We start from the raw sequence: 26,940 nt of genomic DNA, 5'->3' as shown, positions 1-26,940 counted from the left end.
CTGTATGACTGGTATTATATACAGTGTTTTGCTGAGGGCAAGTTATTCCTGTGTTTTGGCCTGATCAATTTGTAGCGGAATTTTCAGCATAAACAGTGTGCCTACTTGCTCTTGGCTAGAGCAGGTCAGGGTGCCGCCCATTTGTACGGCCAAACTATGGGAGATGGATAGACCCAATCCGGTGCCACCATAACGCCTAGAAATAGAGCTGTCGGCTTGGCTAAAGGCATCAAACATATACTTAATACGGCTTTTAGCAATACCAATGCCACTATCGGTCACCTTAATGGCTAAATCCAAGTTGTGCTTATTTTTCATAAAGGCTTGGCAGCTGACTTTAATAAAGCCGTGTTCGGTAAATTTAAAGGCATTACTGACTAGGTTGACTAACACCTGCTTAATACGTGTCGGGTCGCCCAGTAAGAAGCTATCGCGGGCTAGGGGGCTATAAGTTACGCTGAAATCGAGCTTACGCTGCTTAGCTTCTAACTCAAATGGCTTAAAGGCTTGATCAAATAACTCTTTCAAGTTAAAGGATAAATACTCTAAGCCGATGGCATGATGCTCGAGACGGGAAAAATCAAGAATATTATTAATGACTTGTAGCAACTGTTGGCCTGAAGTGGTGGCAAACTGGGTGTATTCTTTTTGCTCACTGCTTTGCTCAGTGGTTTCAAGTAGCTGTAGCATGCCTAAAATGCCGTTCATTGGCGTACGCAATTCATGGCTCATCATAGCTAAAAAGTCTGATTTACTGCGGTTCGCATGTTCAGCTTCTTCCAAGGCTTTAGTGGCTTGCAGTAACTGAATCTGCTGATCTTTTTTGGCTTGGCTTAGGTCTTCAGCCAGTCGATTAATATTGTTAGCTAGTTCGCCAATTTCACCGGTATAGCGTGTAACTTTAACTGGGCTGTAATTCCCTTGCTGCATGGCTTTTAGAGAGTAACTCATGCGTTTTAAGGGCAGAGATAGGCTACGTGATAGTGCATGAGCTAATAATAAAGTTAGCATAAAAGCAAAGCCATTTAATAAGCTGGCTTGCAATAAGCTTTGTTGCTGTTCCTTGCGTAACTGAACGTCAGTCATCACTACAACGACTCTTCCTAGCAGTTTTTTTTGTTTAGGAATGGGGGGCGTAGCTACCTCATGGGTATCCGGCTCAGTGGAGTGCTGGTAAATAGGAGCGTCAAACTTAAAAGATTGTTTGTAATCAGGGCAGCTTTTTGTGATGGATGCAATTTTTTGATTGTCTTGATTATAGACATTAATACAACGCACATACTGGGTACTGGAGGCGGCACTAACTAAAGTTTGTAAATAAGCAAAATTACCAGATTCCAGGCCATACGCAGCAGCTGGAACAATCTGGTTAGCTAATAACTGACCAGTAGTGAGTAGGCCTTGCTGTAAGTCTTGGAAGCGTGAGTAAGTAAAGTAAGTCGTTAGTAAAGTAGCAATTAATAATGCAGGGACTAAGCTGACAATTAAGGTATGGCGGTGAATAGTTCCGGTATGCCAGCGCTGTAAAAGAGTCATTGAACACCTAGCTATCAGTACTTAAAAATATGAGAGCGAAAAAGATAAATTATAGAAATGGCGATCATTGCTACAAAATAATGATAGCGAGCTTAAAGTGTTGGTTCATGTCTAAGGGACCCAGAGTGCTAGCAAGTAAAATTTATCACTCTGAATGACTTCGTAAAGAGGGCCTCTTTGCTCGTTCATGGATTTAATTCTAAATGATTATCTTGCAAAAGCTACTGATAATGGCTGGATTGCAACGTATAATGCCGCCATCGCCATTTTGGCTAAACGAGTAGTGGATACCCATGAGCAAACCAATTGCAGTTCTTGGTGGTGGTAGTTTTGGAACTGCTGTTGCCAACTTATTAGCGAGCAATAACCACCCCGTTATTCAATGGATGCGCGATGAACAGCAAGCGCAAACCATGCAAGTTGAGCGGAAAAACCCTAAGTATTTACAGGGAGTGCCGCTGCAGGATGGCGTACAGCCAACCAGTGAAATTGCCGAGGCATTAGCTTGTGAGCTGATTTTTGTTGCCTTGCCATCTACGGCCTTACGCCAAGTACTCACACCTTATGCCGAGCAATTAGCAGGTAAGGGCTTGATTAGTACCACTAAAGGGATTGAGGCGGATAGCTTTTTATTAATGAGCCAAATCATTGAGCAAATTGTGCCTAAAGCACGGGTAGGGGTTTTATCCGGTCCTAACTTAGCTAAAGAGGTGGCAGCCGGTGCGTTAACTGCGACTGTGATTGCCAGTGAAGATCAGGCGCTGTGCCAGCAAGTGCAGGAGGTGCTGCATGGTTCGACTTTTCGGGTGTACGCCAGCAGTGATCGTTACGGGGTCGAGTTGGGCGGTGCGTTAAAAAATGTGTATGCGATTATTGCAGGGATGGCCGCCGCCTTAGGGATGGGGGAGAATACCCGCAGCATGCTGATCACCCGAGCTTTGGCAGAAATGACGCGCTTTGCTGTACGTTTAGGCGCCAGCCCAATGACTTTTTTAGGTTTGGCTGGGGTTGGTGACTTGATTGTGACCTGTACTTCGCCGAAAAGCCGTAATTACCAAGTAGGTTATGCCTTAGGTGAAGGGCGTAGTTTAGAAGAGGCAGTGCAGCGCTTAGGCGAAGTGGCAGAAGGAGTTAACACCTTAAAAGTGCTTAAAGCTAAGGCTGATGAGCTGGAGGTGTATATGCCGCTAGTGTCGGCTTTACATGCGATTTTATTTGAAGGCCAAACCTTAACTAAGGTGATTGGTAGTTTAATGAGTGGTGAACCTAAAACCGATGTGGACTTTATTACCGTTGCCGGTTTTAGTTAAGAGGAGAACAACATGCAAGCTTCAGCGAAGCGCTTAGAACGTGAGTCATTGGTCATTCGGATACTGTGGATGCTGCTATTCTTGCTGGCTTGGCAAATAGCAGCCCCTTTATTAGCGGTGATGGTGTTATTACAGTTAGTGTATCGCCTGGTTCAAGGTCAGCCGCATTTGGGGTTGATGCAATGGGGCGATAGCTTAAGTCAGTATTTAATGCAGATTGGTCGCTTTGGCGCCTTTCAAACAGAAGAAAAGCCTTGGCCGGTCGCCGATTGGCCGGCGCCAGAGACCCCAAAGGCAACTAAAGTTAGTCCAGCAGCCGAGGTGACAGCCCCTAAGGAGTAAAGATGACACTGTGGTTATTGCGACATGGCGAAGCCCATCCTGAAGCCGAAAGTGATGAAGCGCGTAAACTAACGCCTTATGGGATTGAGCAGGTGCGTTTTATCGCAGAGCAGCTAGTGGATCAGCCGTTAGATATGATTCTGACCAGTCCTTATGTGCGGGCGAAAGAAACCACCCAGGTGGTGCAACATCGTTTCTATGAAAATCGCCAGCGTGCAGCTGTGCCTGTGACCACTGTGCCGTGGATTACTCCAGATGATCGCGTACATGATGTACTGAATGGGCTGGAAAATTATTACCCGCAGTACAAACATCTGCTTATTGTCAGTCATCAACCCTTGTTGGGTTATTTGGCTGGTTGGCTGGAGTATGGCCATAAGCAACAGATTCCCTTTGGTACCGCTAGTCTTGCACAATTTGAAGGCAGTTGGTTAGGTGCCGGAAGCTTACAATTAAAACAAATATTCCATGCAGATATTCCCCGTTAATTGCACGAATTAACTGATCTGCCTGCCTTGAGGAGTGAACCTTGGTTATGTTGCAACAGGTAGAAGATATACGCATCCAACTTCCGCATATTGAATTAGCCGCTAAAGTCTATGGTCCTGCGGATGGTGAGCCGGTATTGGCTTTGCATGGCTGGTTAGATAATGCCATGAGCTTTGAGCGCCTCGCGCCGCAGCTACCAGGCCTACGCATTGTAGCCTTAGATATGGCCGGCCACGGTTACTCGCAGCACCGAAGTTTAGATGCTAGCTACCAGTTATGGGATTATGCAATGGACGCTTTTCTTGCGGCTGAGCATCTGGGGTGGGATAAGTTTAGCTTGCTTGGGCACTCGTTAGGGGGAATTGTCTCGGTGTTATTAGCTGGTGCGATGCCAGAGCGAATTGAGCGCGTGGCACTGATTGATGGTTTAGCACCTTACACTGGCGAAGCGGATGAAGCACCAGAGAAATTGCGTGAGGCGCTACTGGCGCAAATTGCCTTAAAAGATAAGGGCAAGCCTGTGCATCCTACGGTGGAAAGTGCAATTAAAGCACGGATGCAGGGATTAATTGCGGTTAGTCGGGAAGCAGCAGAGTTATTGGTGCAGCGCGGTTTAAGCCCCGTGCGCGGTGGCTTTACCTGGAATACTGATGCCCGCTTAACTTTACCGTCACCGCTGCGCTTAACTAAAGCCCATGCACTTTCTTTTGCTTTAGCCGTCAAATGTCCGGTGTGCTTAATCTTAGCCACTGAAGGTATTTTGCTCCAAGAGCGTGGACTTGAGCCTTTCCTGGCGATGCTGCCTTACCAGCAACATCGATTACCAGGCGGGCACCATTTGCATTTAGATGATGCTAAAGGAGCCACAGCCGTTGCTGAGTGCCTGAATCAATTTTTTGCTGCTCACCCTGTTGCAGGCTGAGTGGCTTTGTTAGTGGAGTCCTTCTGATGATTGATTTGTATACCGCAGCCACCCCCAATGGGCATAAGGTGTCAATTGCCTTAGAGGAAATGCAGCTGCCTTATGAGTTGCATGTTTTATCTTTTGATAAAAAAGAGCAAAAAGCACCTGAATTCTTAGCTATTAACCCCAATGGCCGTATTCCCGCGATTATTGACCGAGATAATGATAACTTCACAGTATTTGAGTCGGGCGCTATTCTTTGGTACCTAGCTGAAAAAACCGGGCAGTTATTACCACAAGAGCCTAAACAGCGCTCGCAAGTTATGCAGTGGTTAATGTTCCAAATGAGTGGTGTAGGGCCAATGCAGGGACAAGCCAATGTGTTTTATCGCTATTTTCCCGAGAAAATTCCAGCAGCTATTGATCGTTACCAAAAAGAAACTCGCCGCTTGTACGAAGTACTTAATACACGTTTAGCCGAAGTGGAGTATCTGGCGGGCACCTACAGTATTGCCGATATCGCCACTTACCCGTGGGTGACCCTGTACGACTGGGCCGGGGTTAGCATTGAGGGATTACCTCATTTAGCTCGCTGGTTACAGCAAATAACTGAGCGGCCAGCGGTGCAAAAAGGTCTTGAGCTACCACCGAGTAGACCTGTAGAGCAATCCTTAACTGATGCGAAAAGCATGGTGGTGCGTTAATTGAATAAATATGGTGTATGCACCTGGTTAGTGGCTGCGCTGTTTAGCAGTACAGTCGCGCAGGCACAGGTTGAGCAGTTGGAAGCCTTTACTGGTGCGACTGAGTTAGAGCAGGCGGAGTATGCATTGGCTGAACAGGTCTATCCTGCCGGTTCTGTGCGCCGCATCAGTGGTAACTTGCGTTACAGTGCTGAGCTGAGAGGCGTTGGCAGTAAAACCACCCAAACTTGGCAAATTGCCGGATTACATAGTGCAGAGCGCGCCTTTGCCGAGGTGCGCCAATATTGGCGCAAGCAGGGCGCACATACCCTGTACTGGTGCGAGGGTCGTGAATGTGGAGCTAGTAGTTTGTGGGCCAATAGCGTGTTTAATAACGCGCAGTTATACGGCCCTGATGATAATCAGGCTTATGCTTTAATGCTGTTGCCGCAAGACCCTGATTATCAGCAAGTCAGCGTGATCGCTTTTTATGCGATTAAGCGCGGTAATGGCCGCTCCTATCTGCACCAAGAACAGATGCAATTGGAGCACCTGCCGAGTGATCTTTTACCAGAGCCTGCCACCTTGCTGAAACAGCTCAACAAAGAAGGTGAGTTAGCGCTGACCCATTTAACCCAAGCACCAAGCCCTGAGTGGGTGCAGTTGTTAGCGCGCAGCATTAAGCGTAATGCATTATTGCAAGTGACCTTGCAAGGCGCTTATGCCGCTGATTGGCAAGCGGCCTTGTTGGCTGCCGGAGTTCGTCCACAGCAACTGGCAGTCGATGCTAACCAGCCAGCGCCTGGATTAATTTTAAAGAAGCGCTAAGTGCATGAGAGCGAAGGATGAAAGTGTTTAATAATGATCGCTTGTTGGCGCAGATTTTACTGTTAGCCTTACTCGCTGCTTGTATTTGGGTGCTGATGCCGTTTTTATCAGCGTTATTTTGGGCCGCGGTTTTAGCTTTTGCCAGCTGGCCGATTATGCGCTTGCTTACCCGAGCACTTAAGGGCAATACCAGTTTAGCGGCGGCTATTTTAACTGGGGTGTGGATTTTCTTAATCGCTATGCCCTTAGTTTGGCTCGGTTTTAACATTGCTGACCATATTCGTGAAGGAATGGAGCTGTTTAAAAACCTCAGGGTTACGGGTATTCCCGAGGCGCCGACATGGCTAGAAAAAGTGCCATTTATTGGTGATCGATTAGTGGCTTACTGGAGCACCTTAGATAAACAAGGCTCGGTTTGGTTAGCCAATATCAAGCCCTATACCGGGCAAGTAGGTAACTGGTTATTAGCTCGCAGTGCACGAATTGGCGCAGGCATTTTAGAGCTAGCGCTGAGTGTTATTTTGGTGTTTTTCTTCTATCGCGATGGCCCGCGCTTAGCAGCCTTTGCTGAAGATTTATTGCAGCGCCTAATTGGTGACCGGGCCCAGCATTACACCACATTAATTGCCGGTACTATTCAGCGAGTGGTGAATGGAGTCATAGGAACCGCGGTGGCGCAAGCTTTGGTCGCTTTGTTTGGCTTTTGGGTGGCAGGTGTACCGGGTGCTATTTTCCTGGCGATTTTGACCTTTATGCTGAGCTTAATTCCCATGGGGCCCCCTTTGGTGTGGGCACCCGCTGCGGCTTGGCTATTTTGGCAAGATCAAGTGGGGATGGGAATTTTCTTAAGTTTATGGGGCTTTTTGGTGATCAGCAGCGTAGACAACTTCTTAAAACCTTACCTCATTAGCCGTGGCGGTAATTTACCCTTAGTGGTGGTGCTGATGGGCGTCTTTGGTGGGCTCTTTGCCTTTGGTTTTATGGGCTTATTTTTAGGCCCAACTTTGCTGGCAGTGGCTTATAGCTTGGTCAGCGATTGGATTTCTACTAGCCAACCTTTATTACTTGGCCAAACCACCGCGCCTTGTACCGAGCCGAAAAAGAATGCTCAAGGAGATGCCTAATGCTCAAGCGTAGTACGCTGTTATTGGTGTTTGTCAGTTTGTCGCTAGCCGGTTGCTCGGCCAAGGTGAGTCACCGTAGTAGTTGCGCCAGCCAACTGGATGCCGCTTGGCAAGAGCTAGATATTGCCAAGGTGGAAGGGTTTGCCGGCAGCGTCAGCTACTCTAAAGCCTTAACCTTATTAACCGCGGCCAAAACCCAGCAACAATTTGAAGGCTACCGTGGTTGTACACAAAAAGCACAAAAAGCACGCTTTTATATTCGTGAATCACGGGCAGGACGCTAACCGTCACTAGAGGAAAATCATGCAGGCGCTATTAGAACGCTGTTTAGAAGCAATTAATCAGGTGGTATTAGGCAAGCCGCAGCAGGTGCGTTTGGCGCTAACGTGTTTGTTGGCCAAGGGGCATTTATTGCTAGAGGATTTACCCGGCATGGGTAAAACCACGTTGAGTCATGCCCTAGCGGAGGCGCTGGGATTATCCTATCAGCGGATTCAGTTTACTTCCGATTTATTGCCCGGCGATATTTTAGGTACAGCGATTTTTGAACAGCAAAGCAGTACCTTTGTATTCCATCCTGGCCCAATTTTTGCTGAGTTAGTGCTAGCCGATGAAATTAACCGCGCTACGCCTAAAAGCCAAAGCGCCTTATTAGAGGCGATGGAGGAGGGACAGGTGAGTATTGAGGGAGAGACGCGGCCGCTGCCAGAGCCATTTTTTGTCATTGCCACGCAAAACCCTTCTAGTCAAAGCGGCACTTTTCCGTTGCCTGAATCGCAGCTGGATCGTTTTTTAATGCGTATCTCTTTGGGTTACCCAGCCGCTGTGGCAGAAAAAAAACTGCTGCAACAAAGCGGGCAACGCCGGCAATTGCAGCAAGCAGAACCGCTACTAAGCGCTGAGCAATTGCGTCTTGCTCAGCAGCAAGTGCAGCAAGTACAAGCTAGCGATGCATTGCTGGATTATATTTTGCGTTTAGTCAATGCCACCCGAACTCAGCCGCAATTTACCTTTGGTCTCTCGCCCCGTGCCAGTTTGGCACTACTGAGTGCGGCCAAGGCCTGGGCTTATTTAGCCGGACGAGCGTATGTGATTCCTGAGGATGTGCAGCAGGTATTGCCGGCAGTGGTCGGGCACCGCTTACAAGAGCAAACAGCGCAGGGGCAATTACAAGGTGGCGCCTTAACCCAGCACTTATTAACTACGGTACCGGCCCTATAGATGAGCAACCAAGGACGCAAAGACAGAGGCTGGCGCAAACCGAGGGCTAGCAGCGAGGTGTTGCTGACGGCGCGCAAAATCTATGTGCTGCCGACTAAAGCGGGGTTTGGTTTGCTATTAGCATTGATTGTGATGCTATTGGCGGCGATTAACTACCAAAACAGTATGGCCTATGGCCTGACATTTTTACTGGCCTCTTTAGCTTTGCTATCGCTATTACACACTTGGCGTAATTTATGGCGTTTACAGTTGCAGCCGGCCGGGGTCAGCCACTGCTTTTTTAAGCAAGCTGCGGGCTTTCAGATCAAACTATTAAACTCGCCGCGTGGTGCTGAGCGCTTAGCATTAGGTATTGGCTGGCAAGGCGCTCAACCACAGTGGTTGGATTTGGCTAAAGGCGCTGAGCAGGTGGTTCAGCTACATTTAGTTGGCCAACGCCGTGGGCGTTTAGTCGCGCCTAGTATCCGCTTAGTGAGCACTTACCCCTTGGGGATTTGGCAGGCCTGGAGTCATTTTCAACTGAAGCAATCGGCACTGGTTTACCCTGAACCTTTAGCCCTGCCTTTAGCCAGTCAAGTAGCGGGCGAGCAGCAAGATCAACAGGCTAGCCAAGCGCGCCAAGCCGGCGTTGATGACTATGAAGGACTTCGGCAATGGCAAGCCGGCGAGTCCTTACGCCGGATTAACTGGAAAGCCTGGTCCCGTGGTCAAGGTCTGTTGGTTAAAGAGTTTAATCAGCTGACCGGTAGTCAGCAGCAGTTAGATTTTGCCAGCTTAAGTGGCGATGTGGAGCAGCGACTCTCAGTGCTGACCTATCATGTGTTGGCCTTAACCGAGCAACAGCAAAGTTTTAGTTTGCATTTGCCACAGACCAGTATCGGCCCCGGACAAGGGCTTGGGCACTTAGAAGCTTGCTTACAGGCATTGGCATTAGTGGGTGAGGGTCATGCTTAAATCAGCTACCCAGCGAGTGACACAGACAACGGCCGCGCCTTTAATTCCGCGCTCAGGACTCATTTGGATTTTAATTGCCCAGTGTCTAGCCGTCACCCCGCATTTATTTTATTTACCGGTGTGGACAGCCCTAGTTTGGGTGGTTTGCGCGCTGTGGCGGGTGCAAATTTATCGCATGCGTGCGTTCTATCCTGGCAAGCTAACCAAGTTGCTACTGGCGCTAGCCGGTGTAGCGGGGGTCTTTATCAGTCGTGGCAGCATTATTGGCGTTGAGGGTGGCGTGGCACTCTTGGTGACTGCCTTCACGCTCAAATTGATCGAGATGAAAACCCAGCGTGATGCCTTAGTGGTGATATTTTTAGGCTTTTTTATTGTTCTCACCAGTTACTTATTTGATGATGGATTGCTAGCTGCAATTTATAGCCTATTCCCCTTAACTGCATTAATTGCGGCATTAATTGGTTTACAGCCTAGCAGTCGCCGCGAACAACCAAAAACCACGTTAAAAACGGCCAGTCTCCTCTTATTGCAAGCGGTACCGCTGATGGTGCTGCTGTTTTTATTTTTTCCCCGTTTGGATCCATTGTGGAGTTTGCCTCAGCCCAGTGATAAAGCCACTACTGGTTTATCCGATAACCTAGCGCCAGGTGATATTGCAGAATTAAGTCAGTCTTCAGCGCTGGCATTTAGAGCGAGTTTTGACGGAGATATTCCAGAAAAAAATCAGCTGTATTGGCGTGCGCTGACCATGGATTATTTTGATGGTCGGGCTTGGAGCCATCCGCCGCGGCGCAATGATGTTCAAGCGCCGCGCTGGCAACCCCAAGGCGAGCGGGTTGATTACCGTGTGATTATGCAGCCCACCTCTCAGTCGTGGTTATTTAGTTTGGATGTATCAGCCACCCAGCAAGCCGATGCGCGGCAAATGCATGACTATCGTCTGCAGCGCCGTACGCCGGTCAACAGTGCTTATCAATACAACGCCAGTGCTTGGTTACAGGCCGCACGTGATTTGCAGTTATCTGCGCGTGAGATGCAGCGTAATCTGCAGCTGCCAAGACAATCTAACCCCGCCACGCGACAGTGGGCCGAGCAATTGAGCGCGCAGTACCCAGAGCCAGAGCAATTAGTGCAGGCCGTTTTACGGCACTTTAATCAAGCCCCTTTCCATTACACACTGAAGCCGCCGAAGTTAGGGCAGCACACGGTAGATGAGTTCTTATTCGACACCCAGAGTGGGTTTTGTGAGCATTACTCCAGTGCCATGGTGTTTGTATTGCGTGCTGCGGGGATTCCAGCGCGGATCGTGACAGGTTATCAAGGCGGTGAAATCAACCAAAAAGGCAACTTTGTGCAGGTCCGCCAGTTTGATGCCCATGCCTGGGTCGAGTATTGGCTTGCCGGTAAGGGCTGGATTACCGCTGATCCGACCTTTCAGGTGGCACCGAATCGGATTGATCTGGGGTTACAGGAAGCTTTATCAGATCAATCAGAATTTTTGGCGCAAGATACATTTTCAGCGTTACGCTTTAGCCATGTTGGCTGGCTGACCAGCATGCGCATGGAGTGGGAAAACCTAAATCACCTTTGGCAAAGTAAGGTGTTGGGGTATCAGCGAGAGCGTCAACTCAACTGGTTAAGCCAGTGGTTGGGGCGGGTGGACTGGGTGCAGATTGGCAGCGGGCTGCTGATAGGTACCTTGTTTCTGCTGTTGCTGTTATGGCTTGGATTAAGCAAGCCCTGGCAACAGCCAAGCAATCTTCCCTTGGCACGTTTAGCCGCATTACAGCAGCTGTTGTTAAAACGCGGTATTAGCTACTCCAGCAGTCAAGGCTTGCACGCCTATCGACAACAGGTCGCTGATTTGCCTAATGCTGAGCCTATCGTGCGGTTTTTAACTACCCTAGAAGCCCAGCAATACGCAGGAAAAACCATCTCAAGGCACGAGTTTAACCAACAATGGCGGGCGGCAAAAAAAGCAGCTAAAAATAGCAGGGGTTAACTCATAAAACTTAATTAAGGGAATACGCATGCGTTTTTTGCATACCTCGGACTGGCACTTAGGGCAAAACTTTATGGGCAAGTCCCGCTTGCCTGAACATCGTGCTTTTTTTGCTTGGTTGCTTGAGCAAGTTAAGCAGCATGAGATCAGTGCAATTATTGTCGCTGGCGATGTGTTTGATACTGGCACACCGCCGAGTTATGCCCGTGAGCTATATAACCAGTTGGTGATTGATTTACACCAGCTAGATTGTCAGTTAATTGTGCTGGCCGGTAATCATGACTCAGTAGCAGTGCTTAATGAGAGCAAAAACCTGTTAGCTCAGCTCTCAACGCGGGTGATCACTCAACCGGCAGACGAGTTAACTCAGCAACTGGTGTTGTTATCTCGGCAACAACAGCCCTTTGCCTTAGTGGCAGCGATCCCTTTTTTGCGCCCTCGGGATATGCTGTTAAGCCAAGCTGGGGAGTCTAGCGTTGAGAAAAAACAGGCGCTGCAACAAGCGATTGCCGCGCACTATCAGCAACTGTTTGCTGCGGCCCAAGCTTTTCTGGCTGAACAGCGTTTGCAACTACCGATTATTTTAACCGGACATCTCACCACCTTGGGCGCTAGCTTGAGTGAGTCGGTGCGGGATATTTATGTGGGCAATTTAAAAGCGTTTCCTAGCGATGCTTTTCCGCCAGCCGATTACATTGCATTGGGGCATATTCACCGGCCACAGCAAGTGGCTGGGCAAGCCCATGTGCGTTACAGCGGCTCACCAATTCCGCTGAGTTTTGATGAGGTCGGGCGTGATAAGCAAGTGGTGCTGGTGGAGTGCGCTAAAGAGCAGGTAGTGGCTATTGAAGAATTAACCGTGCCATTGTTTCAGCCATTAGTGCGTATCGTCGGCGATTTATCAGCCATTGAGCAGCAATTACAGCAGGTGGCTATAGATCGCCCTGGCGCTTGGCTGGAAATAGAAGTGCAGCATGAGGCTTATTTAACCAGTCTTGCCCAGCGCATTGACACGCTGTGCGAGGGTTTGCCGCTTGAGGTATTACGGATTAAACGCCAGCGCTCAGCAGCAACTAGTTTGACCAGTGAGGATAGCCAAACCAGTTTGGCCGAATTGAGTGTCGAGCAAGTATTTGCCCAGCGTTTGGCTGAGGAGCAACTCACCTCAGCGCAGCAACAGCAGTTAGAGCAGCTGCATCAACAGGTGTTAACTCAGTTACTGGATCCGCTGGCTGAAGCCTCCGTCAGTTCGCCAGATAAGTCGGAGTCAGTCTGATGCGTATTTTAACTTTACGGCTTAAAAATCTGAACTCGCTAAAGGGCGAGTGGAAAATTGATTTTACCCAAGCGCCTTTTGCTCAAGGCGGCTTATTTGCTATTACTGGCCCGACGGGCGCGGGTAAAACTACGTTGCTCGATGCGATTTGTTTGGCCCTGTATCATCGCACGCCGCGAATGGGCATCATTTCGGCCAACAGCAACGAGTTAATGACTCGCTCCACCGCTGAGTGTTTGGCCGAGGTAGAGTTTGCAATTAAGGGTAAGCGTTACCGGGCATTTTGGAGTCAGCATCGAGCGCAGAACTCGGCTAACGGAAAATTGCAGCCAGCCCATGCTGAGTTAGTCACTGCCGATGGCAGCATTTTGACTAATAAACTCAGTGAGAAAGTTAAGTTAGTTGAAGAGCTAACTGGGCTAGACTTTGCGCGCTTTACTAAATCGATGATGCTGGCCCAAGGTGGTTTTGCTGCCTTTTTAGAAGCTAAAAGCAGTGAGCGGGCGGAATTATTGGAGCAACTGACCGGCACCGAGATTTATGGCGAAATCTCGAAAAAAGTCTTTGAGCAGCATCGTGAGCAAAAAGAAGTGGTTAAGCGCTTGCAAGCACAAACTGAGCATTTAGCCTTATTAAGTGCTGAGCAAGTTCAAGAACTGCAAGCTCAGCAGCAGCAAATTACTCAGCAAACAGAACAGCAACGAAGTGTGCAAAAATGCTTACAAGCTGATCAAAAATGGTATGAGCAATTACAGCGTTTAACCACGATCATCAGCGAGAAGCAACAAGCGCAACAGCAAGCGATGCAACAGTTGCAAGCGGCAGAGCCTGAGCAATTACAGCTTAAACGCCATCAGCCAGCAGCCAAGCTGTGCCCCGAATTTAAGCAGCTAGCTAGAGCGCGCGAGGAGTATCAGGCTAAGCAACAGGCAGTGACGACTGCGCAGCATGCTTTGCCCGCGCTTAAAACCGAGCTCACCCAGCAAGTTCAGCAGGCGCTGCAGTATTTACAACAGGCGCAAGCCAGCATACAAAAACAGCAGGCGTTGGCATTAACCCAGCAGCGCCATTTGCAACAGCAAATCGCCGAGCAGCAATCAGTTTTGCAACTCGCACCATATTTTAGTGACTGGGAGCAGCAACTCGGTGAATGGCAACGCGCCATTGATCAGCTGCAAACCGCTGATACTCACCAGGCAAAAGCTAAGCAAGCCCAGCTAAAACAGCAGCAAGTGGTGGCGGAGTTGAGCCAGCAGCAGCCAGAGCACGAGCAAGCAGTACGGCACATTGAGCAGCAATTAGCAGAACTGAAGCTGCGCTATCCCTATTGGGCAGATCGTGCTGATTCATTATTGGCGCACAGTCAGCAGCTAAACCAGCAGCTACAAACCGCTGCTACGGCAAAAAAGCTGCTGGATGATCAGCGCAATATGGCTCACTCGCTGCAGCATCAGCAGCAGCTTGTTACTGAAAAAACGCAGCAATTACAGCAGCTATCGGCACAGTTAGTGGCACTACGTGAACGCTGGACGCAGCTGAATCAGCAGAAAAAAGATCAGCAACGAATTTATGAGCTTGAGCGAACCGTGCAGTCGCTAACAGAGTATCGTGCTCAACTGCAGGCCGATGAGCCTTGTCCGCTGTGTGGCTCCTTAGAGCATCCCAGTGTTTCGCAGTATCAGACTGTTGATCCTTCTACCACGCAACAGGCCTTACAGCAGTTAGAGGAGCAGTTAGAGCAACTGACCAACGAGGGCAAGTTGCTTGGTAATCAAGAGGTACAGTTACGCACTGAACAAGCTAATAGCCAAGCGCGCATTGATGAGTTACAACCAGCAGTCTTGACGCTTGAGCAACAACTAGCTGACTGCCTAGCTCAATTAGCTATTAGCTCGGGCAGCGAGCTGACAGCATTAATTTCCCAGCAAACCGAGCAGTTACACAGCTTAAGCCATTTTACTCAGCAGCATGAACAACTCATGGCGGCTAAGCAACAGGCAGCCATTGCTCTGCAGCAGCTAACTACTCAGCAAATGACTGAAACTCAACGTTTAACTGAGTACGAGCTGCAGTTAAGTCAAGCAACTACTGAGCGGACAGAAAAGCAGCAGGCTGAACAAACTAAGCAAAATGCTTTGTTGCAGCAACTAGCTGCAGCCAAGGTTACGGCAGCTTTGGCTGATTACGCCGCGGTTAAAACATGGCTACAAGCGCAGCAGCAGAATTTAAAGCAAGCGCAGCAGTGGCAAACTGAGCTGGTTGAGCTGGAAAAAAGTACGCTTCAGCAAGAGGCTAAGTTACAGCAGTTAGCTCAGCAGCTGACCTTTTGGCAGGCTCAAGCCGAGCTGTTAGCCTTGTCCGAAACTGTGCTGACTGAGGACTGCGCGCCATTAACCTTGCCTGAGCAGCAGGCATTTAATCAATTGTTGGCTCGCTATCAGCAGCAACACTCACAACTTGAATTACTGCAGCAACAATTACAACAGCAGCAACAGCAATTAGCTGAGCAAGAACAGCAATGGCAGAGCGTATTAGCAGAACAGGGCTTTGCCAGTGAGGCTGCGTTTAGCGCGGCGTTATTGTCGGCTGAGCAAGTGGCAACGATTGAGCAAACATTACAAATACTGACTGAGCAACAGCAGCTGTCTTTAGTGCAGCTGCAGCAAGCAGAAACTCAATTGGCTCGCTTTAAGCATGAGTCCAGCCAGCCTCAATTTACGCTGGCAGAAATTGAGCAACAACTGCTAATTCTAGAAGCGCAACTGACTACACTGCATCAACAATTTGGTTCGATTACCAGCAAGCTGGAAAATGATCAGGCACAACGCACTACGGTAGCTGGCGTACAGCAGCAAATAGCACAGCAACAGGCGCTGTGTGAGCAGTGGGCACGTTTAGATGGCTTAATTGGCTCGGCTGATGGTGCTAAATACCGACGCTATGTGCAGGGTATTACCTTAGATCAGCTAACTTATTTGGCTAATCAGCATTTAGCTCGTTTGCATGGACGTTATGTATTGGTGCGCCAGTCGAATAAAGAGTTAGAGCTAGCCATTGAAGATACCTGGCAGGCCGATGCGGTGCGGGATGTTAAAACCTTATCCGGCGGTGAGAGTTTTTTAGTGAGTTTAGCTTTAGCGCTCGCGCTGTCTGATTTAGTGAGTCATAAAACCAAAATTGAATCACTTTTTCTTGATGAGGGCTTTGGCACCCTTGATAGCGAAACCCTGGATATCGCCCTAGAAGCCCTCGATCACCTAAATGCTAGCGGCAAAATGGTAGGCGTCATTAGCCACGTCGAAGCCCTTAAAGAACGTATTCCAGTGCAAATTAAAGTCAGTAAAGGGCAGGGCATGGGGATGAGTCGGTTGGATGAGAGGTTTAGAGGCTAAATTATAAGGAGATAAGAATGAGTGGATATAGTTTAGAGCAAAAGCTAGTGATAGGTTTAGCGTCGAGTGCTTTATTTAACTTAGAGGAATCTGATCAAGTATTTAGAACACAAGGAGAGCTGGAGTACCGTACGTATCAAAAACTAAATGAAAATACGCCTTTAGAAAAAGGAGTTGCTTTTCCTTTTATTCAGCGGTTGCTAAGTATTAATAGTATTTTTCCAAAAGAAAAGCCATTTGTAGAAGTAATTTTATTATCTCGTAATGATCCCAATACTGGGTTGCGAGTTATGAACTCTATTGAGCATTATAATCTTGATATTAAAAGAGCTATTTTTTTGCAGGGAAGAACACCTCACAAATATATAAATGCGCTTAACATTAGTCTTTTTTTATCTGCAAATGAAGCTGATGTTAACCAGGCAATTAATGCGGGCTATCCTGCGGGACTTATACTAAAAGGACAAATAGTAGACTTTGAAAATGATCAAGAACTAAGGATTGCGTTTGATTTTGATGGGGTTATTGCTGATGATGCTTCTGAAAAAGTTTTCAAAGAAGGTGGATTACCCGCATTCATTGAAAATGAAAGTAATTTAGCTGAACAACCTGCCAATATCGGACCTCTTCATAGATTATTAAAACAACTTTATAGGTTGCAAAGTGTAGAGTTAAAGTATCAGGCAGCGCATCCAGAATATAGAAGTAGACTACGGATATCTATCGTTACCGCACGAAATGCTCCTGCTCATAAAAGAGTGATACATTCATTGCGCTCGTGGGGTATAGAGACAATTAATGAGGCGTTTTTTCTGGGAGGGATCGAAAAAAGAAAAGTGCTAGAAATCTTGCAGCCCCATATTTTCTTTGATGATCAAGTAACTCATGTTGAAAAAACAGCAGACTCTATCGCCTCTGTTCATATCCCTTTCGGTGTCGCTAATACGCCTATAGAAAACTATAATTCGTAAAAGACACGGTTTACCTATGGCTAGTAACTGAAGATGAGCACATTACCCCCTCATCTTCTTAATCAACTCATAAGCCGCGTTAATTTCTTGGATTTTTTGCGTGGCTTGTTGAACGGCTTCGTCGTCGGCACCTTGGCCGTGCATGTAGTCGGGATGGTACTTTTTTACTAGACGGCGGTAGGCGAGTTTGATGGTATCGAAGCTGTCGCTTGCTTGGCAGCCTAAGACCTCATAGGGATTAGTGGTTTTTGCTTCGGCTTGCTGGCTATTACCAAAGACCTGCTGGATAAACTGTTGTACGCTTGCTGAATTAAAGCCTAGGTTAGCGCCAATGCTGACTAATAGCTGTAATTTATTTTGGCTCATGCCATCAATACTGGCAAAGCTAATTAGTTGCAGCATTACCCGTTTGCGCAGCTCAGTATCAGTGCGCGCGAGTATACGCGTGTAATAAGCCAGCGGTTGGTTATCGCGTTTAGCTGAGTTGGCCAGGCTAAACAGGTTTTGTTTAATCTGCTCGGTAATGCTTGGCTGTACGCCTGCAGCGCGTAGGCTATCGGTCATACTGACAATGGTATCGCTCATATACTCCACTTCAGCACGACTGACGCGACCATCACTGGCCGCAACCTTAGCCATTAACGCCACCACTTCTTCTAATAACTGAAGCTGGCTATGTTTAGCTGACTGGCGGCGCGAATTGCGTGACTGGTTAAGGTTCTTGGCAAAGTTTTGATAGGCTTCATCAAAATTGCGGCTATTAGTCACTGAGTCATAAGCGGCTTTGCCGGCATCAATCGCGGTGCGGGTCACTCTATAAAGCGCGCGAATGATCAGAAATAAAATAAAAAGAATAAAAAATAAAAAGAATTTAGCCATTAAGTTAAGAGCGCTCTTAAAAATTGATTCTGTCTGGTACTGGCAAAGTATAAGCTAAATAGCGGCGCTAATCCGAGTAAATCGATCGTGTTACCTAGCTAGGCGACAAGCTGCTTAGCTAAGGTTTGCAATTCATCGGCTAGGTATAAGCGTTGGCGCCAGCTTGGATTAATTGCGTTAAGTCCATACCACGCGCCAGCGATTTGCCCACAAATAGCCGCTACGGTATCGGCATCATCGCCTAAATTGGCCGCCATCAGTACCGCTTGATCAAAGTTGTCGGTTTGCGCAAAGCACCAGAGCGCGGCTTCTAAACTATCAACCACATAACCACTGCTATGAATTTCGGTGCGTGTTTTAGTTAAATAATCAGCCTTAGCAATGGCTTGCAGCTTGGGGCATTGCAGATTCAGTTGCGTTAGCGCAGGGGCGGTTAATAGCTGCTGAATGCTAGGGTAAGTTTGATATAGGCAGGCATTTAATAGCCAAGCAAACAGCACGCAGGCTTCTACTGCCTCGGGCGCGCCGTGGGTGGTTAGCGAACTGAGCTTAGCGTAATGCAAGGTATTGGCCAGTGAGCGATGATAATACAAGGCAATCGGGGCTAAGCGCATTAAGCTGCCATTACCAGCACTATAGGGATCAGTGCTTCCGGCATACGGCCTTTGATTTTGCTCAAAACTAAGCAGCGCATCTTCTACGGTACAACCCACATCAAAGCACTGCCCGGTACTGCTGCGTTCACCTGAGCGATACCAGTTAAGGTAACGCTGCATTTGGTCGGCAGGATCAAAGCCTTGCTGGGCTAATAAACTATCGGCCAAGCATAACGCCATCGAGGTATCATCGGTCCATTGGCCTGCCTGTAGTTGAAAAGGGCCGCCGCCAACCATATCCGTCAGCGCTGGGTAGTTGTCGCGTGGGCAAAACTCCAAGGTAGTGCCTAACGCATCACCAATGGCTAAGCCAAGTAAACAGCCAAGGGCGCGATCTGAGAGTGACATTAGAACTCCTTAAGTTACGTCGGGCTTGAGCGACCAGTCATTTCTTTGGCCATTTCAGTGGCGTAGCTGTCGGTCATACCGCCAATAAAGTCAATAATCCGCATATAGGCCATATACAGGGTATCTTCTGGGCGGGGTGCGTTATTACCGAGCAAATCAAAAACGCGCTGATTTTTAAACGACAAAGCCTGACCGCTGTGCTGCTGCAGAGCGGCACCACAAAAGGTATTGAGTAAAATTTCGAGGGTGGTGTAGGCACCAATTTCATGCAAGGTTTTGCGTTTATCTTGGAAGATTTTTTCCCGCGCCATTTTTTTAGCCGAAAGCACGCAGGTTTTTGCTGGGCCATGCATGTGCTCAACTAAATCATCGGGCAGTGCGCCTTGCATTAAGGCGGGTAATTGCTCAACAAAGGCATTGGCCGCGGCATTGGTTAGGTGCTCGATGGCCTTGCCGCGTAAAATCGCTAAACGGCGTCGGCGTGAATCTTGGGGGCCAAGTAGACGATAGGTTTCCGGTAAGTCATCACCAACCAAGCCCAAGAGTAAGGCTTCCACTTCGGCATATTCCAATAGCTCCATTTCTAGGCCGTCTTCTAAGTCAATCAGGCCATAGCAAATATCATCTGCTGCTTCCATTAGATACACCAGCGGGTGACGGGCCCAGCGGTTAGGCTCGATTTCAGGCAGTCCTAGTTTTTCGGCAATGGTGCGCAGCAAAGGTAGTTCGCTTTGGTAGCAGCCAAACTTATGCTTTTTATAGCCATCGGCCGGTGCATATTCAGAGGTCCAAGGGTATTTTAAAAAGGCACCTAAGGTGGCGTGAGTCAGTCGCATACCACCATCAAACTGGTGATACTCCAGCTGAGTGAGGACGCGCAAGCCTTGGGCATTACCTTCAAAACTTAAAAAGTCATTGCGCTCTTTATCGCCCATATCGTCTAACCAGCCACGCTCGGCTGCTTGAGCAAACCAATGGCGAATAGCGTCTTCACCGGAGTGACCAAAGGGCGGATTACCAATGTCGTGGGCTAAACAGGCCGATTGCACAATCATTCCCACATCACCCGAGCTGCACCAACTAGGTAATTGATCACGGATCATCTCGGAAACCCGCATGCCCAGCGAGCGCCCGACGCAACTCACCTCTAATGAGTGGGTTAAACGAGTATGAATATGATCATTGCTGGATACAGGGTGTACTTGGGTTTTACGGCCTAAGCGGCGAAAAGCACCCGAGAAAATAATCCGGTCATGATCTTTATGAAATGGACTACGCCCCAGCTCTTCAGGGCTGTGGGTTAACTTACAGAGACGTTCACGATTTAGTAATTGATTCCAATCCATTCAACACTCCTAACCTAAGAAAAGGATTAAACACCCTATGCGCGACAAACTATGTCGTGGCTAACTAATGGCATGGCCACTTGGTAAGGGCTAATTACTATTAGCTCTGTTACAGATGACAAAATTATGACTTTAGCACTGTGCGACTATAACAACACGGCTTAGCTAGGCCGCACAAGGACTTAAGTCGCGGCGGCGTTACATAAGCCGAGCTAGCAGCAAAGAGAGGTAAACAGCAACCAAAACGCTGTAGGTTTCCCTCGGCAGACCATGAAAAATCGCTCTTCAGTGGTTGAACCCTCAGCCCACACTTTCTGGAGAGACATGATGACTAAGTATTTTAAAGCGGCTTTACCGCTAGCCCTTGCCAGTGCTGCATTAGGTGCAACGCCCATGGCCCATGCTGAAATTATGCTATACGAGCAAGAGGGGACGACCTTTGCGACCGATGGTTATATCAATGCGTTTTATGTCAACAGTAAAATTAAGCGCGATGCAGCCAGTGGTGAGTCGCTAGATCGGCGGCAATCACGGGTAAAAATGGGATTTTTGCCTAATTATCTTGGCTTTAATATGAGCCAGCAAATTGATGATTTAACCCTAGGCGCCCGGGCTTCATTTTGGGTAACAATTAATGACAGCCAAGATAATGGCACCGGTACAGATATCGATGTGCGCCAATTTTACGGGACGGTTAAAGGGTCGTGGGGTGAGGTATTACTTGGTAAGGACTTTGGCTTATTTGCACGTTCGAATATTTTACTTGATCATTTGCTTGCAGGTTATGGTCAGGTCAGTGACACCTTGGGTTTAGTCGATGGCGGTGGGGTGTCCTTTGGTAATATTGGCAGTGGTTATCCTTATCCATTTCCTACTTCGCAAATTACTTACCGTTCTCCTCAGTTCCACGGGGTGCGCGTGGCGGCTGGGGTAATGGATCCTGTCGATACCACGGATAATGGGGCCTTGGGTAAGGCCTATCAGAAAAATCCACGCTTTGAGAGTGAAGTGACTTATAGCTTAGATTTGAGCAAGGCCACTATTTATTCATGGGTCAATGGCACCCATCAAACTTCGGATAATACTGACGCAACAATGCGGCGTGTCACCTCTAAAGGATTAGGTTATGGGGTGCAGGCTACCATGGGTGATCTGATGTTAACTGCTTCAGGTTTTACTGCGAAGGGTTTAAATCCGTTCTTTACCAATAATCTAGGTAAAGCCACCTTGCGTGATGTTGATAGTCAAGGTTATTTACTACAAGGCTCCTATCGCTTTGATAAAAACCGTGTGGCGCTGAGCTATGGCAAAACCAAAGATGACGGCAATGGCTTAGTCACCACCGGAGCCGACTACAATACGCGGGCACTGGCTTATTTTAGAGAAGTGAATAGCCATTTACAGTTAGTGGCAGAGTACAACCAGTTTAAGCTGGAGGGCCATAAAACCAAGGCACTGAACGAAAAGACTAATACTTTTGCTGTAGGTGCAGTGGTGAATTGGTAGCCACAAAGTAGTAAAGAATAGTCCATTTTCAATGCTTAAAGACTGCTAATATTTAGCTCGGTCTTTAAGCATTGTGTGCAGTCTATAAAGCATGAAGAGTTTGCTGGTAGGCCATTCTTTACTTAGGGTTAATAAGGAGCAGCAGGGCGATGCAGCAAATGAATCAAGTAATTACCCGCGCGGTTTCTTATGCCTTAGACACACAGCAGGCTGCGCAAGAATTAGCTGCGCAACTGGCTGATCCTGAGATTGGCTTTGTGCTGTTTTTTTGCTCGGCAGAATTTGATTTGGCTCGCTTATCGATAGCCATTGAGCAAAGTCAGCCTGAGGTGATGGTGGTTGGTTGCACCACCGCCGGAGAAATTACCCCCTTTGGGTATGCGCGGGGATGTATTTGTGCCCTGGGTTTTAGTCGCCAGTTGTTTACCGTAGGGGCCGCGCTGATCGAAGAAATGGAGCAGTTCTCGCTGATCAAAGCCCAAGAGCTGGTCGGCGGTTTAATTAATCAGTGCCGCAGCAGCGCCCAAGCGGTGTTGCCAATTAAAGACCATAGTTTTGTTTTAACCTTATTTGATGGCCTAGCTAGCCGCGAAGAAACAGTGCTGGCGGCGCTCAGCGCTGCTTTAGGCGGCATTCCTTTATTTGGTGGCTCGGCCGGTGATGACAATTACTTAAGTCAAACCCATGTCTATTATCAGGGCCGTTTTCATAGTGGGGCAGCGATTGTGGTGTTGATTAATACCCCATTGGAGTTTGAGGTATTTAATATGCACCACCTCACACCATCGGCAGAAAAGTTGGTGGTGACCAAGGTTGATAGCCAGCTGCGCCAAGTATTAGAGGTTAATGCAGAACCTGCAGTAAGCGCTTATCAGCAACTAACCGCTGCGCAGCAATTGGGAATGGATGTGTTTGCCTGCCATCCGTTGGCGGTTAAAATTGGTGAAAACTATTATCCCCGCGCGATTCAGAAAGCTAATCCTAACCAAAGCCTAACCTTTTACTGTGCAGTAGATAACGGCATTGTGCTGACCGCGATGCAGCGCCAAAGCTTGACTGACACCTTAAATCAGTTGTTTGCAGGGATTAATCAACGCCTTGGCGAGTTACTACTGACGATCGGTTGTGACTGTGTGCTTCGCCGCTTAGAAAGCGAAATTACCGGGCAGCACCAAAGGGTTGAGCAAATTTTAATCGAGCAGCAGGTGGTTGGCTTTAATACCTACGGCGAGCAAATTAACGGGATGCATGTCAATCAAACCTTTACTGGGGTGGCCATTGGAAAAAAATACAAACAACGCCGCAGCTGAGCCTCAACAGTCAGCTGCAGAGCAACTGGCTGCCGCTAATCAAGAAATAGCCAGGCTCCGTAAAATTAATGCGGCGCTGATTGAACGGGTAGAGTCCGGCAAACTGCACAGCAATGAAGCCTACGCAGCATTTCGTCATTCGGTGGTTTTAGCCGAACAGGTGCGTGAACGCACCGATGAACTCACCCATGCCTTAACTCAACTCAAAGCCAGTAATAGCTTGCTGACCCAAGAACGACACAAAGCAGAAGTTGCACACCAACATCTAGTCGATGCGATTGAAAGTATCAGTGATGGTTTTGTGCTGTTTGATCAACAACAGCGGATTATTTTATTTAATCGGCACTTTAAGTCTTTCTGGGCTAGACACGGTAATCCAATCAGTACCGGTATCCATTTAGCTGAAGCGAAACGTATTATCGAACGCTCGGGGCTGGTTAAAGAAACTCAACGCAGTGGTGCCCAGCGTATGCTGTATCGCTTATCTTCGGGACGTTGGTTGCAGGTAACTGAGCGCCCAACACTTGAAGGTGGCTTGGTAATTTTGTACACCGATATTACCGAGTTAAAACTACGTGAACAATTACAGCGTGAGCAAGCGCTGGCGCAGAAAACTGTGTTGTTACAGCAAACCGTAGATAACCTATCTCAAGGGGTGGCCATGGTGAACTCCCAAGGTGTGCTTGAGCTATGGAATCATCGTTTTTTAGAGTTGTATGGTTTAGCCGACATTGCTCCGAATACGCCATTTACGGAGCTAATGCAGACTCAGTGTGCGCTCAACTTGCCGAATGAGTTAGCCACTTGTGCGCAAAGTGAGCAGCGTTTGGCCGATGGGCGGATGCTGGATATTTGTGTCCATGCCCTGCCTGAAGGTAGCTATGTTGCCACCTTTACTGATATTACGGAACGTTATGAGCATGCAGAAGCCTTGCGTAAAAGTGAAAATTGGATCCGTTTAATTACCGATCATGTGCCCGCCATGATTGCTTATGTTCGACGCGACCTTTCATATGAGTTCTTAAATAAAGTCTATGAAGAATGGTATGACTGGCCGCGAGGCACAGCGATAGGCTTGCCGTTAAGCGAAGTGCATAACCAACAGCATATGACCCGTTTAGAGCCTTATATCCGTCGGGCACTGGCCGGAGAAAGTTTAACTTTCGAGGTGGCGGAAACCGATAAGCGCGGACACACTTGCTTCATGCAGCGCTCCTATGTGCCTAACCGCCAAGCCGATGGCCAAGTGGTGGGTATTTTCGTGCTGGTGCGTGATATTACCCAACGGCGGCGCACCGCTGAAGCCTTGCATCAAGCCTATCAAAATCTTGAATTGCGTGTAGCCGAGCGCACCGCTGAGCTGACGCAATTAAATCAGCAATTAGTGCTTGAAATTCAAGAGCGCCGATTAATCGAAACCCGCTTACTAGAAGCTAAACGTGAGGCTGAAGAAGCTAACCTTTCTAAAACCAAATTTCTTGCTGCCGTAAGCCATGATTTATTACAACCATTGAATGCGGCGCGCTTGTTTACTGGCGCTTTGGTTGAACAGTTACAAGACTCACGTTACAGCCATTTAATGCGCAATATTGGCAACTCATTGGATGATGTGGAAAATCTTCTAGGGACTTTAGTGGATATTTCTAAGCTGGATGCAGGGGTTATTAAAGCGGATTTAGCCGCTTTTGCAATTAATGATTTACTGGAAAACCTAGCAGCAGAGTATCGACAACTAGCCAGCAGTGTGGGCTTAGGATTAAGCTTTGTACCATCAACGGCGGTGGTGAATAGTGATATTCATTTGCTGGCACGCATTTTGCGGAATTTTTTAACCAATGCGATTCGCTATACTGAGCATGGCCGCTTATTACTTGGCTGCCGCCGTGTGCCAGGGGCGCTGTTGATTCAAGTGTGGGATACCGGTGTAGGTATTGCCCCGCACAAACAACAAGAAATTTTCCAAGAGTTTAAGCGTGGTGATTGGCATGGAGCGCAGCATGATCGAGGCTTGGGTCTAGGGCTGGCGATCGTTGATAAAATCTCGCGAATTTTAAATCATCCTATTGCAGTGCGCTCCAGTTTAGGCCAAGGCTCTTGTTTTAGTATTAAAGTGCCTTTAGCGCGCACCACGGATATTCCTTTGGTTAGTGAGCTAGAGTTGCCTACCCACAGCTTAAATCAGTTGCAAGGTGCTAAAGTTTGGGTGCTAGATAACGACCCGGCTATTTGCCAAGCGATGCAGACTTTGCTGGGGGAATGGGGCTGTGTGGTTCATACGGGACTATCAAAAACTGACTTGGCACAGCAAGTGGGTGGCCTTAATCAGCCGGTAGATCTGTTAATTGCTGATTATCACCTCGATCATGATGTAAATGGCTTAGATGTGGTATTAGAAATTAATCAGGAGCGACAGCAGCCGGTAGCAGCGTTAATGATTACCGCCAACTACAGCAAAGAGTTAAAACAAGAAATGCGCCAGCTCGGTTACACTTTGCTGCATAAGCCGGTGAAGCCCATGCGCTTAAAGATCACTATGGGCCACCTATTGGAGCAACAGCGTCAAGTCTAATCCTGAGCTAATAACAGTTAGCGGCGTAGGTACACTGAAAAATCAATATCGCCGACCGATAAAATCGCCTGGACTCGGTTGTGTACATTGAGTCGGCGTAAAATCGCCGAAACATGCGCTTTGACTGTAGTTTCTGCAATATCTAAATTATAAGCAATTTGTTTATTGGATTCGCCTTTGGTCATGCGCTCTAGCACCTGTAACTGTTTACGCGTGAGTGCTTGGAGTAGTTCCGGTGGAATACTGGATTCTTTAGGAGCACGGCGCTGACTGGCCTCGGCGCGAATGATATCGGCCGGTAAATAAATATGGCCACTGAGCACTTGCTCTAAGGCAGCGGTCATTTGCTCGCGCGGGGTAGATTTAGTAATAAACCCCACGGCGCCATAGGTTACTGCTTGCAGCACAATATGTTTATCTTGCTCGGCCGAGACAATCACTACCGGAATCGTTGGTGCTTCATTACGTAAATTAACTAGGCCATTTAGCCCTTGCATGCCAGGCATATTTAAATCTAAGAGGATTAAATCAAAATCCTCCTGTGCTTGGATTAAGCTCATCGCGGTGTCTAGATCTTCGGCTTCAACCAAGTGAGCACCTGGAAAACCCGCTTGAATCACGCCGCAAATCGCTTCACGAAACAATGGGTGATCATCGGCAATTAGGATGTTGTACATGGTCATTGACCTCATTATTGTTAGTTAGCTAAAGGCAGTTAAGGAATAAAGGGAGCAGGCTGCGCCGTGACTAAAGGCAACCCTTGTTGTTGCCATTCATCAATGCCATTACGTAGCCAATACAGCTGTCGGTAACCCCATTGGTAAGCCCGCTGGCTGGCATTCCAACCAAGCCAGCAATCGGAGCGGCAGTAAAACACGATTGGATGGTGGAAATTATCCGCGGTTGCTTGGGCTAAATATTGTTGACAATAGCTAAGCCATGCCTTGCTTAAAACACCATCCCCACAGTTAGCTAACCATAGACTGCCCGGCAGATTAGCATGGGGTTCAGTAGCGGTAAATTGGCCATGCAACCAAGGATTACGATACACATCGACCAAGACCAGTTCTGGATAGGTAGTGCGAAGCGCGAGTAGTTGCTCGGCAGTAATCACCTGAGCCCAGACATTCGTGGTCGGTGTCGGGCTGCGATAATGTTGAATTCGATAGCCTTCATCGGAAAAGTGACTGGCCATCGCGGCAGTACTGGCAAGCCAGTTGCTAAAAAGTAGGCCTGGTAACAGGCACCAAGAGAACTTAAGAATCGACATAGCAACGGCCTTACACACGAGGGA

General features: G+C 48.0%; 23 protein-coding genes. 17 read left to right on the top strand and 6 right to left on the bottom strand.

The genetic code is table 11. The annotated features are described in order from the left end of the window. Positions 1 to 42: 42 nt before the first annotated feature. Positions 43 to 1,536, bottom strand: coding sequence for an ATP-binding protein (locus AC2T15_RS05785; RefSeq protein WP_486778970.1), 1,494 nt, complete (start codon positions 1,534 to 1,536; stop codon positions 43 to 45). A 293-nt stretch (positions 1,537 to 1,829) separates the two neighbouring features. On the opposite strand from AC2T15_RS05785, the gene AC2T15_RS05780 reads away from it, so the two are divergent. The 14 genes from AC2T15_RS05780 to AC2T15_RS05715 are packed head-to-tail and all read left to right on the top strand — an operon-like array spanning position 1,830 to position 17,032. After that, positions 1,830 to 2,846: an NAD(P)H-dependent glycerol-3-phosphate dehydrogenase gene (locus AC2T15_RS05780; protein ID WP_053099575.1), complete on the top strand. Its 1,017-nt coding sequence runs from the start codon at positions 1,830 to 1,832 to the stop codon at positions 2,844 to 2,846. Between the two features lie 12 nt (positions 2,847 to 2,858). Continuing rightward, positions 2,859 to 3,188 carry a DUF4389 domain-containing protein gene (locus AC2T15_RS05775; protein WP_286593566.1) on the top strand — a complete coding sequence of 110 codons (330 nt, stop codon included), beginning with the start codon at positions 2,859 to 2,861 and terminating at the stop codon, positions 3,186 to 3,188. 2 nt (positions 3,189 to 3,190) lie between these two features. Beyond that, positions 3,191 to 3,676, top strand: coding sequence for a phosphohistidine phosphatase SixA (gene sixA / locus AC2T15_RS05770; protein WP_053102395.1), 486 nt, complete (start codon positions 3,191 to 3,193; stop codon positions 3,674 to 3,676). 47 nt (positions 3,677 to 3,723) lie between these two features. After that, a complete protein-coding gene (locus tag AC2T15_RS05765) occupies positions 3,724 to 4,599 on the top strand; it encodes an alpha/beta fold hydrolase (RefSeq protein WP_486779024.1) in 876 nt (291 codons plus the stop codon). Positions 4,600 to 4,625: 26 nt separating this feature from the next. Next, on the top strand, positions 4,626 to 5,285 hold the full coding sequence (locus AC2T15_RS05760) for a glutathione S-transferase family protein (RefSeq protein ID WP_486778969.1): 660 nt from the start codon (positions 4,626 to 4,628) through the stop codon (positions 5,283 to 5,285). Next, entirely contained in the window at positions 5,286 to 6,092 is an 807-nt protein-coding gene (locus AC2T15_RS05755) for a DUF4892 domain-containing protein (RefSeq protein ID WP_286593570.1), read from the top strand. A 23-nt stretch (positions 6,093 to 6,115) separates the two neighbouring features. Next, entirely contained in the window at positions 6,116 to 7,216 is a 1,101-nt protein-coding gene (locus AC2T15_RS05750) for an AI-2E family transporter (protein WP_486779023.1), read from the top strand. After that, positions 7,216 to 7,500: a hypothetical protein gene (locus AC2T15_RS05745; protein ID WP_053107801.1), complete on the top strand. Its 285-nt coding sequence runs from the start codon at positions 7,216 to 7,218 to the stop codon at positions 7,498 to 7,500. Before AC2T15_RS05750 ends, AC2T15_RS05745 begins: the two co-directional genes overlap by 1 nt. Before the next feature lie 19 nt (positions 7,501 to 7,519). Further along, positions 7,520 to 8,437: an AAA family ATPase gene (locus AC2T15_RS05740; RefSeq protein WP_286593572.1), complete on the top strand. Its 918-nt coding sequence runs from the start codon at positions 7,520 to 7,522 to the stop codon at positions 8,435 to 8,437. Continuing rightward, complete coding sequence (locus AC2T15_RS05735) at positions 8,438 to 9,391, top strand: DUF58 domain-containing protein (protein WP_486778968.1); 954 nt, start codon at positions 8,438 to 8,440, stop codon at positions 9,389 to 9,391. It abuts the gene before it with no gap. Further along, entirely contained in the window at positions 9,384 to 11,393 is a 2,010-nt protein-coding gene (locus tag AC2T15_RS05730) for a transglutaminase TgpA family protein (protein WP_486778967.1), read from the top strand. Before AC2T15_RS05735 ends, AC2T15_RS05730 begins: the two co-directional genes overlap by 8 nt. Positions 11,394 to 11,421: 28 nt before the next feature. After that, entirely contained in the window at positions 11,422 to 12,669 is a 1,248-nt protein-coding gene (gene sbcD, locus AC2T15_RS05725; protein WP_053107800.1) for an exonuclease subunit SbcD, read from the top strand. Beyond that, positions 12,669 to 16,061, top strand: a complete 3,393-nt coding sequence (locus AC2T15_RS05720; protein WP_486778966.1) for an AAA family ATPase — start codon at positions 12,669 to 12,671, stop codon at positions 16,059 to 16,061. Before sbcD ends, AC2T15_RS05720 begins: the two co-directional genes overlap by 1 nt. Before the next feature lie 17 nt (positions 16,062 to 16,078). Further along, complete coding sequence (locus tag AC2T15_RS05715; RefSeq protein WP_486778965.1) at positions 16,079 to 17,032, top strand: 5'-nucleotidase; 954 nt, start codon at positions 16,079 to 16,081, stop codon at positions 17,030 to 17,032. 42 nt (positions 17,033 to 17,074) lie between these two features. On the opposite strand, the gene AC2T15_RS05710 is transcribed toward AC2T15_RS05715, so the two are convergent. The 3 genes from AC2T15_RS05710 to AC2T15_RS05700 form a co-directional block, all read right to left on the bottom strand. Next, positions 17,075 to 17,911 (bottom strand): DnaJ domain-containing protein, encoded by an 837-nt coding sequence (locus AC2T15_RS05710; protein ID WP_486778964.1) that lies wholly within the window; start codon positions 17,909 to 17,911, stop codon positions 17,075 to 17,077. 98 nt (positions 17,912 to 18,009) lie between these two features. Continuing rightward, on the bottom strand, positions 18,010 to 18,915 hold the full coding sequence (locus AC2T15_RS05705; RefSeq protein ID WP_486778963.1) for an ADP-ribosylglycohydrolase family protein: 906 nt from the start codon (positions 18,913 to 18,915) through the stop codon (positions 18,010 to 18,012). Between the two features lie 14 nt (positions 18,916 to 18,929). Next, the gene (locus AC2T15_RS05700) at positions 18,930 to 20,261 is read right to left on the bottom strand and encodes a deoxyguanosinetriphosphate triphosphohydrolase (protein WP_053099563.1); all 1,332 of its coding nucleotides are present in this window, start codon (positions 20,259 to 20,261) and stop codon (positions 18,930 to 18,932) included. A gap of 324 nt (positions 20,262 to 20,585) precedes the next feature. On the opposite strand from AC2T15_RS05700, the gene AC2T15_RS05695 reads away from it, so the two are divergent. From AC2T15_RS05695 to AC2T15_RS05685, 3 genes are all read left to right on the top strand, one after another. Continuing rightward, complete coding sequence (locus AC2T15_RS05695; protein WP_053105498.1) at positions 20,586 to 21,767, top strand: porin; 1,182 nt, start codon at positions 20,586 to 20,588, stop codon at positions 21,765 to 21,767. A gap of 149 nt (positions 21,768 to 21,916) precedes the next feature. Then, complete coding sequence (gene nosP / locus AC2T15_RS05690) at positions 21,917 to 23,077, top strand: nitric oxide-sensing protein NosP (RefSeq protein WP_053105496.1); 1,161 nt, start codon at positions 21,917 to 21,919, stop codon at positions 23,075 to 23,077. Then, a complete protein-coding gene (locus AC2T15_RS05685; RefSeq protein ID WP_486778962.1) occupies positions 23,016 to 25,646 on the top strand; it encodes a PAS domain-containing hybrid sensor histidine kinase/response regulator in 2,631 nt (876 codons plus the stop codon). Before nosP ends, AC2T15_RS05685 begins: the two co-directional genes overlap by 62 nt. Positions 25,647 to 25,663: 17 nt before the next feature. Here the strand turns inward: AC2T15_RS05685 and AC2T15_RS05680 are convergent, their stop codons facing one another. Beyond that, positions 25,664 to 26,323, bottom strand: coding sequence for a response regulator (locus tag AC2T15_RS05680; protein ID WP_053101856.1), 660 nt, complete (start codon positions 26,321 to 26,323; stop codon positions 25,664 to 25,666). A gap of 38 nt (positions 26,324 to 26,361) precedes the next feature. Then, positions 26,362 to 26,916 (bottom strand): rhodanese-like domain-containing protein, encoded by a 555-nt coding sequence (locus AC2T15_RS05675; RefSeq protein WP_486778961.1) that lies wholly within the window; start codon positions 26,914 to 26,916, stop codon positions 26,362 to 26,364. Between the last annotated feature and the right edge of the window lie 24 nt (positions 26,917 to 26,940).

This window comes from Thiopseudomonas sp. SA1F2-1K, from assembly GCF_057443035.1.
This window is presented reverse-complemented; position numbering and strand designations above follow the sequence as displayed.

Coding starts and splice junctions, on each gene's coding strand:
- AC2T15_RS05785 (WP_486778970.1), bottom strand. CDS start 1,536: ATGACTCTTTTACAGCGCTGGCATACCGGAACTATTCACCGCCATACC.
- AC2T15_RS05780 (WP_053099575.1), top strand. CDS start 1,830: ATGAGCAAACCAATTGCAGTTCTTGGTGGTGGTAGTTTTGGAACTGCT.
- AC2T15_RS05775 (WP_286593566.1), top strand. CDS start 2,859: ATGCAAGCTTCAGCGAAGCGCTTAGAACGTGAGTCATTGGTCATTCGG.
- sixA (WP_053102395.1), top strand. CDS start 3,191: ATGACACTGTGGTTATTGCGACATGGCGAAGCCCATCCTGAAGCCGAA.
- AC2T15_RS05765 (WP_486779024.1), top strand. CDS start 3,724: ATGTTGCAACAGGTAGAAGATATACGCATCCAACTTCCGCATATTGAA.
- AC2T15_RS05760 (WP_486778969.1), top strand. CDS start 4,626: ATGATTGATTTGTATACCGCAGCCACCCCCAATGGGCATAAGGTGTCA.
- AC2T15_RS05745 (WP_053107801.1), top strand. CDS start 7,216: ATGCTCAAGCGTAGTACGCTGTTATTGGTGTTTGTCAGTTTGTCGCTA.
- AC2T15_RS05740 (WP_286593572.1), top strand. CDS start 7,520: ATGCAGGCGCTATTAGAACGCTGTTTAGAAGCAATTAATCAGGTGGTA.
- AC2T15_RS05735 (WP_486778968.1), top strand. CDS start 8,438: ATGAGCAACCAAGGACGCAAAGACAGAGGCTGGCGCAAACCGAGGGCT.
- AC2T15_RS05730 (WP_486778967.1), top strand. CDS start 9,384: ATGCTTAAATCAGCTACCCAGCGAGTGACACAGACAACGGCCGCGCCT.
- sbcD (WP_053107800.1), top strand. CDS start 11,422: ATGCGTTTTTTGCATACCTCGGACTGGCACTTAGGGCAAAACTTTATG.
- AC2T15_RS05720 (WP_486778966.1), top strand. CDS start 12,669: ATGCGTATTTTAACTTTACGGCTTAAAAATCTGAACTCGCTAAAGGGC.
- AC2T15_RS05715 (WP_486778965.1), top strand. CDS start 16,079: ATGAGTGGATATAGTTTAGAGCAAAAGCTAGTGATAGGTTTAGCGTCG.
- AC2T15_RS05710 (WP_486778964.1), bottom strand. CDS start 17,911: ATGGCTAAATTCTTTTTATTTTTTATTCTTTTTATTTTATTTCTGATC.
- AC2T15_RS05705 (WP_486778963.1), bottom strand. CDS start 18,915: ATGTCACTCTCAGATCGCGCCCTTGGCTGTTTACTTGGCTTAGCCATT.
- AC2T15_RS05700 (WP_053099563.1), bottom strand. CDS start 20,261: ATGGATTGGAATCAATTACTAAATCGTGAACGTCTCTGTAAGTTAACC.
- AC2T15_RS05695 (WP_053105498.1), top strand. CDS start 20,586: ATGATGACTAAGTATTTTAAAGCGGCTTTACCGCTAGCCCTTGCCAGT.
- nosP (WP_053105496.1), top strand. CDS start 21,917: ATGCAGCAAATGAATCAAGTAATTACCCGCGCGGTTTCTTATGCCTTA.
- AC2T15_RS05685 (WP_486778962.1), top strand. CDS start 23,016: ATGTCAATCAAACCTTTACTGGGGTGGCCATTGGAAAAAAATACAAAC.
- AC2T15_RS05680 (WP_053101856.1), bottom strand. CDS start 26,323: ATGTACAACATCCTAATTGCCGATGATCACCCATTGTTTCGTGAAGCG.
- AC2T15_RS05675 (WP_486778961.1), bottom strand. CDS start 26,916: ATGTCGATTCTTAAGTTCTCTTGGTGCCTGTTACCAGGCCTACTTTTT.